Origin of the sequence: Helicobacter pylori (assembly GCF_014497725.1) — a bacterium.
Taxonomy (GTDB): domain Bacteria; phylum Campylobacterota; class Campylobacteria; order Campylobacterales; family Helicobacteraceae; genus Helicobacter; species Helicobacter pylori_DE.
In genome coordinates this window covers 293,056-305,813 of record NZ_JACTGF010000002.1, presented here as the reverse complement: position 1 = coordinate 305,813, position 12,758 = coordinate 293,056, and the positions used below count along the sequence as shown (strand labels likewise).

Below are 12,758 nucleotides of genomic sequence, written 5' to 3'. Positions count from 1 at the left end.
GCGCCAATGAAAAATATCCGCAATTTTTCCATTATCGCTCACATTGACCATGGTAAAAGCACTTTAGCGGATTGTTTGATCGCTGAATGCAACGCTATCAGCAACAGAGAAATGACCAGCCAAGTGATGGACACTATGGATATTGAAAAAGAAAGGGGCATTACGATTAAGGCTCAAAGCGTGCGCCTAAATTACACGCTTAAGGGAGAGGATTATGTTTTAAACCTCATTGACACCCCAGGGCATGTGGATTTCAGCTATGAAGTGTCGCGCTCTTTGTGTTCATGCGAAGGGGCGTTATTAGTGGTAGATGCCACTCAAGGCGTGGAAGCGCAAACCATTGCAAACACTTATATCGCTTTAGATAACAATTTAGAAATTTTACCGGTGATCAATAAAATTGATTTGCCGAATGCGAATGTTTTAGAGGTCAAACAGGATATAGAAGACACGATAGGGATTGATTGCTCCAATGCTAATGAAGTGAGCGCTAAAGCTAAGCTTGGCATTAAAGATTTGTTAGAAAAAATCATTACGACCATTCCTGCCCCTAGCGGTGATCCTAACGCTCCCTTAAAAGCGCTCATTTATGATTCATGGTTTGACAATTATTTAGGGGCGTTAGCTCTGGTGCGTATCATGGATGGGAGCATCAACACCGAGCAAGAAATTTTAGTGATGGGGACGGGTAAAAAACACGGCGTTTTAGGGCTATACTACCCCAACCCTTTGAAAAAAATCCCTACTAAAAGTTTAGAATGCGGCGAGATTGGCATTGTGAGTTTGGGGCTAAAAAGCGTAACTGATATTGCGGTGGGTGATACGCTCACAGACGCTAAAAACCCTACCCCTAAACCCATTGAAGGCTTTATGCCGGCTAAACCCTTTGTGTTTGCGGGGCTTTACCCTATAGAAACGGACCGGTTTGAAGATTTAAGAGAAGCGTTATTGAAACTCCAGCTTAACGATTGCGCTTTAAATTTTGAGCCTGAAAGCTCGGTGGCGCTTGGCTTTGGCTTTAGGGTGGGCTTTTTAGGGCTATTGCACATGGAAGTGATTAAAGAAAGGCTGGAAAGGGAATTTGGCCTTAACTTAATCGCTACCGCTCCCACGGTGGTGTATGAAGTGCATTTGACGGATAATAGCGTCAAATATGTCCAAAACCCTAGCGAATTGCCCCCTGAAAACCATATCGCTTGCATCAAAGAGCCTTTTGTGAGGGCGACGATCATCACGCCGAGTGAATTTTTGGGTAATTTAATGCAGTTATTGAACAATAAAAGAGGCATTCAAGAAAAAATGGAATATTTAAACCAGTCTCGTGTCATGCTCACTTATTCCTTGCCGAGCAATGAAATTGTGATGGATTTTTATGACAAACTCAAATCTTGCACGAAAGGGTATGCGAGCTTTGATTATGAGCCGATAGAAAACAGAGAGGCTCATTTGGTGAAGTTAGATGTGAGGGTGGCAGGCGATGTGGTGGATGCACTTTCTATCATTATAGATAAAAATAAGGCGTATGAAAAGGGGCGCGCTTTAGTGGAAACGATGAAAGAGCTTATCCCAAGACAGCTTTTTGAAGTCGCTATCCAAGCGAGCGTGGGGAATAAAATCATCGCTAGGGAGACGATTAAATCTGTCGGTAAGAATGTAACGGCTAAGTGCTATGGGGGCGATATTACACGAAAAAGAAAACTCTTAGAAAAGCAAAAAGAGGGCAAAAAACGCATGAAGGCTATCGGCAAGGTGGAGCTTCCCCAAGAAGCGTTTTTAGCGATATTAAAGATTGATTAGGGCGTTTAGCTTCTATGACAAAACACAAGAACTATGAAATTTTAAATCTCATAGGCTATGCTTTGGCAAAATTTGATAATGACTTCATTAAAGAATTTGGTTTTTCTACTAAAAATGCTTTTTTTGAATATTGCGTCCAAATCGGCTTGGCTGAAACGACTGGCGTTATCAAAAATCGCATGGATTTATTTGATTATTTTTTTCCTAATAAACGCAAAGGCTGGTGGCAAAAAGGCGATGCCTATATCCATAGAAAATTATGGATTGATAGTTTGTTTGGAAATGAAAGCGTTAAGGGTTTTAGCCATATTGTGAAATTGTTTTTGCAGGAACAATACGGAATCAAAGATTTAGGCGTTACCCCTAACGCTTACCTTAAAACCCGCTATAAAAGCATGCAAGAAACAGGTTTAGAAGCCGAATTGTATTTTTTAAACCACTATAAAAATATCAAAACATTTTCTCATGGGCATTTAAAAGACATGCGTCTTTTTGGCGATGGGTATGACTTCTATATTCAAACCAACAAGCAAGCGTTTTTAGTGGAAGTTAAGGGGATTAGAGAAAAACAAGGAACATTGAGATTGACCCAAAAAGAATACGAGCAAGCGCAAGCGTATAGCCATGATTATGTGCTTGTAGTGGTATTGAATTTGAGTGAAAAACCCTATCTTTTATCTGTCGCTAACCCTTTAAAGCATTTAGAGTTTAAGGCATGCGAGAGGAAGCAAAAAAGCATTTTAGAATACCACTTAATAGGGCAAATAAAATAACTTTGAATTTTACAGGGGGCTATAGGAGTGGGGTTCAAATTGATAGGAATGCCCCCAAACGCATTTACAAATACACCAAAAAAGATTGCGATTTGATTTTAGGGACAGACACTCGCACGAGCGAATGCTATATTATCCCTATTAAAGACATACAAGAATGGGGCAACACAAAGAGCTTGTCGCAACTCCAACACTATAAAGAGAATTGGCAGATTTTGATTGACTTGGCGTTGGAGTAAGAATATAAAACTACATTCACAAATAAGAAAAAAGATCTCTTTAGATATAGTGTTGGTTATTCCAAAAAGACAAAATCAAATTGGACTTAAAAAACAAAAGTTTTCGCTCACACACCGCCTATACAAGCGCTTTAAAGAATGACTTGCTCTTACACCCTAATTTAGTGGAAGCAGAAAGAAAATTTTTACAAGCTTTTGGAATGGCTCTATCTTAAAATGAACGCTGATAGTCAAGTGGGTAATCAAAAAGCTTGATTGGGGCAACAAAAACATTAAGGGAATTAGAAACCAAGCCGACACTCTCTAACCATTACAGAGACGGCATCAACTATAGCGTCTCAAACCTTAATGGGAATATCCTACCACAAACGAGTTTAAAACACAAGAACCATAACAAGAAAAATGGGGGCGTTTGCTTACAGAATACCACAATAAAGAGCGTTTTAAACAACAAACGAAATAATAAATAATTAAAATTGAATCATTGTTGAATAGCTAGCGGCTATAAAGAGAAGCTTGCGTTACCGTCTACTTTGCAAGCGACTACAAAAGAAAAGGCATTTAATTCTTTAAACTCTTTTAAAACTAATCCTATATAAAAAAGATTAACAAGGCTTTTAAAAAGCGTCATTAGGGAGTTAGGGTATCGCAAAAACCCTCCTATGGATTTTAAAATCGCCAAAAGTTTAAGCTTTTGTGGCGAGTTTGTTGATCGCTTCGGCGTTCATGTCATCTTGATGGGTTTTTAGCACTTTAGAATACATGTCCAAAAAGCGGTTGATTTCAATCAAAGCGCTCATCTCACGCACTGCATTGACATTGCTTTTTTCTAGCATGTATTGTTTTAACGCGCCAGAGTCAGAGACTTGATGGATGCCTTCGCCCTGATAGGTATAAAGGTTTTGCCCTATCTTTTTAAGGTTTTTAGGTTCGCTAAAACTCACTAAAGCTAACGCGCCCGCTTGAATTTGGGCTTCATTATCCCTAAAAGTGATTCCACCATTTTGATCCACTTCAATTTCAGCGTCAGGCATGAGCATGATCCCTCCTTTTTCGTTCAAGCCAGAGCGTGAAAGCACCTTAAAGCCATTAAGAGTAACTAAAAAGCCGTCTTTATCCACGCTGAAATGCCCGTCTCTGGTATAAGCGACGCCCTCATTAGTTTGTATCGCAAAATAGAGGTTAGGGCTTGTTAGGGCAAAATCCAGGGGGTTATGCGTTTCTTCAAACGCGCCAAGACTCCTATCCGTATAGATTTCTGATAAAATAGGCACACGATTGAGGTTGCGGTTTAGATACTTCGCGCTCGCTTTGGTTTGATCTTCTAAGGGCAGTTGCTCTCGGTATTGTTGGTAAAGCCTTAAAAAATCGCCTGTAATCGCATCGTCTCTTTTAAAGCCATTAGTGTTTAAATTAGCTAAATTATTAGAGGTTAAATCCAAGCGGTTAAATTGTGTCGCCATAGCCCCTGTGGCCGCATAATACCCATTTTGCATGCAAGAATCCTTTTAAAAGGAAAAATTATAGCAAAAATTAAATAAAAACAGATTCATTCCAAATAGGTTTTTTTAGGGAATATGATAACCATAACCATAAAGATAACAATACTAAACATGACATAGCCCACAAACCCCGCTTCAAAACCATGCTGTTTGAACTCTAACGCTACATAACTCGCGCTCCCTCCAAAAAGCGCATTGGCGATCGCATAGGCTAGACCCACGCCAAGCGCTCGCACATGTTCAGGGAATAATTCCGCCTTAATGACCCCAGCAATGCAAGTGTAAAAACTCATGCTGCTCAATGCGAGTATTTCATAAAATAGGGCTTCATACACGCTAGTGGCATGCTTGATACCATAAAAGACAACAGGCGTTACAATAAGCCCTGTGATAGCAAAAACCATCAGCATTTGGGTGCGTTTGATTTTATCCGCAAGCATCCCGCATAAGGGCTGTAAGAAGATGAAATAAGAGAGCGCTAAAAGCATGATGAAACTGCTTTCTTTAGGGCTGAATGATGAGCTGTTGGTTAAAAAGATTTTTAAATACACCGTAAAAGTATAAAAACACAAACTCCCTCCCATAGTTAGCCCAAAGACTATCATTAAGGCTTTTTTATGGTTGAGCAATTCCTTCAAACTGCCTCTTTGGGTTTCTTCTTTAATAGCGTTTTTGGAAGTTGTTTTGCTATCCATGGTTTCTTCCATGATATTTCTTAAAAAGAGCGAGAGTAGGGCTAATATACCCCCTAAAGCGAATAAATAACGCCAAGCAAACGCGCTGATTTGCTCATGCGTGTAAATGTTTTCAACGATAAAGAGCGAAAAAATAGCTAAGAGTTGCCCTCCAACTAAAGTTACATATTGGAAAGAGCCATAAAAACCTTTTTTGCCATTCTTGCCTAATTCAGAGAGGTAAGTGGCGACCACGCCATATTCGCCTCCCACGCTAAAGCCCTGTAAAAGCCTGGCTAATAATAAAAACAAGAACGCCCATTCCCCTACGATTTCTTTAGTGGGGAGCAATGCGAGCAAAAAAGAGCCTAGCGCCATAAGGATAATGGAATACACCATGGAAGTTTTACGCCCCTTTTTATCCCCCAATTTACCAAAAAACAAACTCCCCAAAGGGCGCATGAAAAACCCTAGCATGAAAACTAAAAAAGCTGAGATGAGCGCTAAAGTGGGGTCGTTAGTGTGGGTAAATTCCTTAGCGAAATAAGGGGCAAGGAACGCATAAGCGTAAAAATCATACCATTCCACTAAATTACCTGAACTAGCGGCTAAAAGGGATTTTAAGGGTTTTTTAGTGGTGGGTTGGATCTGGGTATTCATGGCTATCCTTGAACATGAAATTTTTAGGTAATTTTACTAGGAGTTAGGGAAACCACAGATAATATTTGATTAATAGGTTAAAGGATTATGGTGTTTGTATCATTGAGAAAAGTTTTTGTTTTTAATAAAGGATTGGTGATAAAATCTAAAAAATACGCAAAGGCATTTTTAAAATCAATCATAAAAAGCTTGCGAAAAGCAAGCGGTAACTTTTTAAAAATTAAAAATAATGTTTCTATTGCCAATATCCAATGAAAACAAAGCCTAAAAGTTTTGCAAAATCTCTCTGTTGCCTTTGGCGTTTCTTGGGGATAGAAAGCCTTGAGCTTCTAATTCGTCAGTAATGGTAGCGGCTTGGTTGTAGCCGATTTTTAATTGGCGTTGTAAAAAACTCGTAGAAGTGATCTTTTTTTCTAAAATCACCGCTTTAGCCCTTTCTAGAATGTCATCGCCTTGATAGTTAGGGGTGTCTAAAGGCATGCGCGATTCTTCTAGCAAGAAATCTTTATCGTATTGTACCTCTTTTTGGGCTTTAATAAAATCCACGATTTTTTTGATTTCATCTTCAGTGGCAAAGGGGGCATGCAAGCGCACTAACCCGTTTGTTCCTGGGGGGGTAAAGAGCATATCGCCCCTTCCTAACAAGCTTTGCGCCCCATCGGTGTCTAAAATCACTTTAGAATCAATCTTAGTGCCTACCCTAAAACTCACCCTTGAAGGCAAATTGGTTTTAATCAAGCCGGTTACGACATCCACGCTTGGGCGTTGGGTCGCTACAATGAGGTGCAAGCCGCTCGCGCGCCCCATTTGAGCGATTCTAGCGATAGGAAACTCCGCTTCCTTGCCCCCTGTCATCATCAAATCCGCTAATTCATCAATCACCACAATCAAATAAGGGAACGCTTCAACGCCATTATTTGGGGCTTGCTCGTTATAAGAATCAATGGTTTTAACCTTGTATTCGCTCATTAAAGAGTATCGGCGCTCCATTTCTTTAGCCACGCTTTGTAAAGCCCCAATAGCTTTTTTAGGGTCGGTGATAATGGGCGTGAGTAAATGAGGGATGTCCGCATAAATGCTAAATTCTACCATTTTGGGATCGATCATCACTAATTTGAGTTGATCGGGGGGGTTTTTATAAAGTAAGGATAAAATCATCGCATTCACGCCCACGCTCTTACCGCTTCCTGTCGTGCCGGCGATGAGCAAGTGGGGGAGCTTTTTTAAATCCGTGATGAAAGGGTTACCCACAATGTCTTTGCCTAAAGCTAGAGTTAAGGGCGAGCTGGATTTTTGAAACAATTCGCTTTCTAAAATTTCTCTTAAATAAATAATTTGGCTTTGGCTGTTAGGGATTTCAATGCCAACGACATCTTTACCCTTAATGGGGGCTTGAATGCGGATGGATTCAGCGCATAAAGTCATCGCTAAATCATCGCTCAAGCCTAAAATGCGGCTCACCTTAACGCTAGGGGCTGGGCGGAATTCAAAAGTGGTTACAATAGGGCCTGAATAAGTGCGGATAATATCGCCATCAATTTTAAAGGTGCGCAGTTTGCTCAATAAATCCTGGATTTTTTGGTCAATCTCGTTTTCGTCTAAAGAAGTTTCTTTCAAACAAACCGTATTCAATAATTGCGTGGTGGGAAGCTCATAATCTTTGGGTTTTTGCACTTCGCCATAATCCAATCCGTCTAATATCTCTTTATTTTCGCTCAATTCTTTAACCATAACGGGTTTTTTAGCGCTTGTGGGGGCTAGTGGGCTAAAGTTTGGAGCGTTTTGTGTTTCTTTTTCTTCTTCTTTAAGATTTTCTTTTTCTTCTATATTTTCTTTTTGATTTTCTTTTTGTGGGTTTTCTTGTGGGCTTTCTTCTTTTATGGGGTGGTTGGGGGCTTTGTGGTTTTGTGTTTTGTTGTCATTTTCTAGGTTGGGTGCAGATGTGGGCATGATGGGTGCTGATATGATAGGTTTGAGTGTGGCAGGTTTGGGCGTGGCGGGCGTAAGAGTTTCTTTTGTGGGCATGGGTTCTCTTTCTTTGGTTTCTTGCTTAGGTTCTTTTAAAGGGGGGTTAGTGGGGTTAGTCAAATCATCAAATCGGTTTCTTTTAGGGTAAATGGTGTAATGGGTAGGGGGGTGAGGGGAAATTTGAACCAAGCCTTCTTGCGGCTCTAGATCGTTTAAAGTCGTGTTATAGGGGGTAGGGATCGCTAAAAACGATTCTTCGTTAGGGGTGTTGTGGTTTTCATCAATAAGGTTTTCTTTAAGGTTTTCTTTTTCTTTGTCGTTGTTGGTTTCTTTTTTTTGAAGATCTGATAAGGTGTTTTCAAAATCCTCTTTTTTTGGGCTAAAATTAGGGCTAAAGGCTTGTAAGCATTGTTTGTAAATCTCTTTTAAAAGGTTTTGTGTTTTGTTCATATAAGGATAAAAAACGCTTTTAGGGGGTAGTTTGAATAAAATCAAATAAGAAATAACTACCATAAGCGTTATCAGCGCATAAAGCCCAAAGTCCCCTATAAAAGGGCGTAAAAACAAACGCACGCTGTTGCCGATTTCCCCTTGATTTAATAGGCTAGATTGTAAAAAAAGCAAAGATAAAATGCCTAATAGATGCCCTAAAGTTTTTTCTAAAACGATTTCTGTAAAAGGGTTTTTAGTCTTGTATAAAAGGAATAAAACCCATGCTAAATAGGGTAAATTAATGAATGAAAGATACCCAAAATATTTTTTATTGAGTGCGGCAAACCACACCCCAAAACGCCCCACTAAACCGCTATTACCTAGCCATGAAGATAGGGTCAAAAACGCTAATAAAACCCCTATGATTAAAGCCAAATAAAGTTTTTTAGATTTCATCGGTTGCACATGTCTTTAAAAGAGCAATATTCACAATCTTTAGCCTCTAAAGTTTTTTCAAAATCAATTTCTTGCTTGAGCTTGGGGATAAGAGAAAATTCCAAATGATCCATTTTAGCCTGCAAAGTAAGCTCGTCTTCTTCTAGTAACTCGCCCTTCCTCAAATCATAAAAAAAGGCTTTTATAGGCTCTTTGTAACCCAGATTTTTAAGGGTGCACGCGTAGATGGCCATTTGATAATCGGTGCTGATTTGAGCGATTTCTATGGGGTTTAAGCCTCCTCTTTGTGTTTTACTCATGTTGTCTAATTTCAAATCGTTTTTGAATTTGTAATCCAATAAAATAATCTCATTGTCAGCCGTTTTGTCAATCCTGTCTATACGCCCCTTAAAAATAACGCCTTGAATGATCGTTTCAAAGCTTTTTTCAAGATCAAGGATTTTGATTTTTGTATTAAAGCGTTCTTTTTCTTTAAGATAAAAAGCCTGGATTTTTTTGAGCGCTACAAGAGTGTCTAAACGCTCTTTAGGGGTAATGTTTTCTCTTGTTTCTAAGAGCCAAATGAGCCTCTCTTCTAATGCATAGGGGTTTTTGTCTTTTTCATAAGCTTCTTTTAAAAGTTCATGGAGCAAACTGCCCACAGCGCTATTGCTTTCATCTTTAGGGCTTTCTTTGAAGCGCTTCATGTAGTGGTAGTAAAAACGGCGCTTGCAAGTTAAAAAAGCGTTTAATGAGCTAGCGCTAAAGTTAAAATCTTTAGGGATAGCGGCTTTGATTTCTTCTTCTTGGTAGTCTTTTAAAGGACTTGTTGCAAAAAGCGTGTAAGCGTCTTTGATAGGCTCTATATGCAAATCTAATTCTAAAAGCATGTTAGAGGCTTTTAAAGTTTCACTCTCTATATAAGAAAGTGTTATTTCTTTAGAGTTTTTAAAGAGCTGGTAGTAATAGTGTTTTTGCAAATTTTTCTTATCCAATAAAGTGGGGAGATTGAGCGATTTTCTTAAAGCAGAGTTTAAAAACAAATCGCAATCTTTAAGACTTGGCACACAGGTTTCATTAAAATCCACAATAACCACTTTATCAAATTGCATGCCCCTTGTTTCTAAAGTGTCCATGACTCGTATTTTGCCCCCACTAGAATCGTCTAAGCGGAAGTTGGCTTCAAATTCTTGCAAATACAAATGCAATAAATCTTTAAGGCTGTAGTTTTGAAGCGTGTCTTTTAAAAGATGATACTGGTGCATGATTTGAGAATGCACTTCTTTTAAGGGAGCTTTTTCTTTAGAGCTTTGTTGTTCTAAAAGCGGGATTGTAAGGTTTTCTAAATCCAATAAAGGCGATGCACTCAAATTAAAACCGCTTGTTTGTAAATCTTCTAAGATTTTGACAAGCTCTGTATAATAAGGGCTGTTTTTAGCCCCTAAGCCCATAGCGAAATTCAAATTATTGTTTTTGTCTAAGAGCTTTAAAAAAGGTAAAAAATCCGCATTGGGCGTGATGATCGCCATTTTATTAGGGTCGTTATCTTTTTGCAAATACTCTTCTATGGTTTGTAAAACTAAAGTGCCTTGTTTTAAATAACTGGAGTTAGCATAAAGCTTTGGCTCTATTTTTTGATCATTAAAAGTTTGAGAAAGGATCTTTTGGGTTTTAAAATCAATGGAATAATCGCAATCCGTTTCTAATTTGAGATTTAAAAATTCCAAGAATTTTTGATTGTATTTATCGCATGACAGGTGTAAAGTGATAGGCACTAATTCGGCCACTTCTAATAGGCATTGCCTTTCAAAAACGCTCATAAAGCCATCTAAATGCCATTCAATGGAGGAAAAATGCTCAAAAAATTCTTTTAAAATCGTGGGCTTTTCTTGCATGATTTTGTCATAAAAGCCTAATTCTTCTAGTTTTTTAATGTAGCGGTCATAAATCATTTCTAAGACTTCTAAATGCTTTTCATAATCCAAGTAAATGTCTTTAGAAGAAAGCTCATTGAGTTTGATATAAGCAGAACTTAACTCATCAAACAAATCAAACAAAAAAGAAGTGCTTTCCAAATACCCTAAAAAGCTGTTTTCAAAAAGCAAAAGCCCTTCAAGAATGGATTTTTTTTCTTTAGCGATGGCTTTAATGGTGTCTATCATTAAGATTTGGCGCGCGTTTTTAGGGATTTTCTTTTTATTAGGGATGTAAAAAGCCTGTTCAAAAAAACTCCCCATGCTCATTGCGCTAGGCAAAAACCCTTCGCCTTGCTCTAAATAGAAATGTTTCAAACGCCTGGTGGAGCTAAAAACAAATAGGGGGGTTTTTTCTAAAAAAAGTTTTTCTAAGTTCATGCGTTGAGTAATCTTTTCGCTTGAGCGGTAATGTTTTCAACGCTAAAGCCAAATTTTTCAAAGAGTTTATCGCCCTTTGCTGAGCTCCCAAAAGAATCCATGCCAATGATTTTATCCGCAAAACGATACCACTCTATCGCACGGCTCGCTTCAACCACTAAAACCTTACCCTTAAAGAGTTCTTTAAGATAGCTTTCATCTTGCTCTATCAATAAATCAAAGCAAGGCGCGCTCACCACTTGAGTGGGGATGTTTTCTCGCTCTAAAATTTTAGCGCTCTCTAAAGCCAAAGACACCTCGCTCCCGCTCGCAACGAGCGTGATAATGGGATCTTTAGAATGGTGTTTAACATACGCCCCTTTTAAAACCTGCTCTTTAGAAACCTCATCAAGCACGGGTAAATTCTGTCGTGATAAAATAAGCCCACTAGGAGCGTTCAAATTTAACGCTATTTGCATGCAAGCGGTATTTTCAAAAGCATCGCTAGGCCTGAAAGCATAGAAGTTGGGCAAAGCGCGCAAATGGCTCAATTGCTCTATGGGTTGGTGCGTGGCTCCGTCTTCGCCCACACCAATGCTGTCATGCGTGAAGATAAAAAGGGCTTTCAGTTTCATTAAAGCACTCAAACGAATGCTGGGCATCAAGTAATCGCTAAACACAAAAAAGGTCGCGCAAAAAGGCACAAACAAGCCATACGCCGCTAAAGCGTTAGTGATAGCCCCCATGGCATGCTCTCTGATCCCAAAATGCAAGTTTTGCCCTAAAGGGAAATCGCCAGAGTGTTTTAATTGAGTGTTGTTAGAGGGGGCTAAATCCGCGCTCCCCCCTAAAAAGCCCTCGCATTCTTTAGCGATAGCGTTTAAAATCATGCCGTTACTCACTCTCGTGGCTAAAGATTCGCCTTTTTTAAAGGTGGGGTAATGGATGGCGCTAAAATCAAAATCCTTTAACGCATGGATTTTTTCTTTTGTTTTAGGGCTTAAGGATTTTTCCCATAAGGCTTCTAAACTAACGCCCCTAACTTTCACTTCTTCAAAATGCATTTTGTTTTTTGGGCTAATGATAAAGCTTTCACTAGGATTGATTTGAGCGTTTTCTTTGGATTGTTTTAACACTTCTTTATTTAAAGGCGAGCCATGCGTTTTTTCACTCCCCTCTAAGCCAACAGCCCCCTTACCAATAATCGTATGAGCGATTAAAAGCGTGGGTTTATGGGATTTTTTGGCTTCTTCTAAAGCATCATAAATCGCTTGATAGTCATGCCCATCGCATTCTAGAACTTCCCAATTTTGCGCTAAAAAGCGTGTTTTAACCTGTTCGCTAAAACTAATATTAATAGCACCTTCAATGCTTATCTGATTACTATCATAAATCACGATGAGGTTATCAAGGCGAAGGTGCCCAGCCAAAGAAGCGCTCTCATAACTAATGCCTTCTTGCAAATCCCCATCCCCACACAAGCAATAGACTTTATGAGAAATCGCTTCTTTATCCAAAAGGTTTTGAGCGTATTGGCTCGCCATGCTAAAGCCCACAGCGTTAGCAAAACCTTGCCCTAAAGGGCCTGTGGTGATTTCAATGCCTTCGGTGTGGTGCAATTCGGGGTGTCCTGGGGTTTTAGAGTGTAATTGCCTGAAACGCTTTAAATCTTCTAAACTCAAATCAAAGCCCCACAAATGCAACAAACTATACGCTAACGCGCTCGCATGCCCTCCGCTAAAAACCAACCTGTCCCTATTGAGCCATTTAGGGTTAGTGGGGTTGAGGTTTAGGTGCAAGCTTAAAACCACCATCACATCAGCTAGCCCTAAGCACACGCCCGGATGCCCGCTATTAGCCTTATCTATCATGTCCGCGCACAAAAAGCGAAGCGTGTTCGCCATGCTTTTTAATCGTTCTAAGTCAGCGTTACTCAATTGCATCA

General features: G+C 39.4%; 11 protein-coding genes. 5 read left to right on the top strand and 6 right to left on the bottom strand.

What is annotated here, in order from left to right; all coding sequences use genetic code 11:
- The first annotated feature begins 6 nt into the window (after positions 1-6).
- From lepA to H7N69_RS03350, 4 genes are all read left to right on the top strand, one after another.
- Entirely contained in the window at positions 7-1,797 is a 1,791-nt protein-coding gene (gene lepA, locus H7N69_RS03365) for a translation elongation factor 4 (RefSeq protein ID WP_187884819.1), read from the top strand.
- A gap of 14 nt (positions 1,798-1,811) precedes the next feature.
- Positions 1,812-2,570, top strand: coding sequence for a protein NO VEIN domain-containing protein (locus H7N69_RS03360; RefSeq protein WP_078243036.1), 759 nt, complete (start codon positions 1,812-1,814; stop codon positions 2,568-2,570).
- 2 nt (positions 2,571-2,572) lie between these two features.
- Entirely contained in the window at positions 2,573-2,809 is a 237-nt protein-coding gene (locus H7N69_RS03355; protein WP_187884796.1) for a hypothetical protein, read from the top strand.
- A 251-nt stretch (positions 2,810-3,060) separates the two neighbouring features.
- Positions 3,061-3,279, top strand: coding sequence for a hypothetical protein (locus H7N69_RS03350; protein WP_187884795.1), 219 nt, complete (start codon positions 3,061-3,063; stop codon positions 3,277-3,279).
- A gap of 32 nt (positions 3,280-3,311) precedes the next feature.
- On the opposite strand, the gene H7N69_RS08005 is transcribed toward H7N69_RS03350, so the two are convergent.
- Genes H7N69_RS08005 through H7N69_RS03340 form a run of 3 tightly spaced genes read right to left on the bottom strand, consistent with a single transcriptional unit; the run spans position 3,312 to position 5,645 of the window.
- On the bottom strand, positions 3,312-3,440 hold the full coding sequence (locus H7N69_RS08005) for a hypothetical protein (RefSeq protein WP_021176328.1): 129 nt from the start codon (positions 3,438-3,440) through the stop codon (positions 3,312-3,314).
- A gap of 55 nt (positions 3,441-3,495) precedes the next feature.
- Positions 3,496-4,305: a flagellar hook-basal body protein gene (locus H7N69_RS03345; protein ID WP_001179205.1), complete on the bottom strand. Its 810-nt coding sequence runs from the start codon at positions 4,303-4,305 to the stop codon at positions 3,496-3,498.
- A gap of 53 nt (positions 4,306-4,358) precedes the next feature.
- Positions 4,359-5,645, bottom strand: coding sequence for an MFS transporter (locus H7N69_RS03340; RefSeq protein WP_187884794.1), 1,287 nt, complete (start codon positions 5,643-5,645; stop codon positions 4,359-4,361).
- A 90-nt stretch (positions 5,646-5,735) separates the two neighbouring features.
- Here H7N69_RS03340 and H7N69_RS03335 point away from each other — a divergent pair, with 90 nt between their 5' ends.
- A complete protein-coding gene (locus tag H7N69_RS03335; protein ID WP_187884822.1) occupies positions 5,736-5,900 on the top strand; it encodes a hypothetical protein in 165 nt (54 codons plus the stop codon).
- Positions 5,901-5,909: 9 nt separating this feature from the next.
- Here the strand turns inward: H7N69_RS03335 and H7N69_RS03330 are convergent, their stop codons facing one another.
- Genes H7N69_RS03330 through tkt form a run of 3 tightly spaced genes read right to left on the bottom strand, consistent with a single transcriptional unit; the run spans position 5,910 to position 12,756 of the window.
- Positions 5,910-8,501 carry a DNA translocase FtsK gene (locus H7N69_RS03330; RefSeq protein WP_187884818.1) on the bottom strand — a complete coding sequence of 864 codons (2,592 nt, stop codon included), beginning with the start codon at positions 8,499-8,501 and terminating at the stop codon, positions 5,910-5,912.
- Complete coding sequence (gene addB, locus H7N69_RS03325; RefSeq protein ID WP_187884793.1) at positions 8,498-10,834, bottom strand: ATP-dependent deoxyribonuclease AddB; 2,337 nt, start codon at positions 10,832-10,834, stop codon at positions 8,498-8,500. Before addB ends, H7N69_RS03330 begins: the two co-directional genes overlap by 4 nt.
- Entirely contained in the window at positions 10,831-12,756 is a 1,926-nt protein-coding gene (gene tkt, locus H7N69_RS03320; protein ID WP_187884792.1) for a transketolase, read from the bottom strand. The genes addB and tkt overlap by 4 nt, the downstream gene beginning before the upstream one ends.
- Positions 12,757-12,758: the final 2 nt, after the last annotated feature.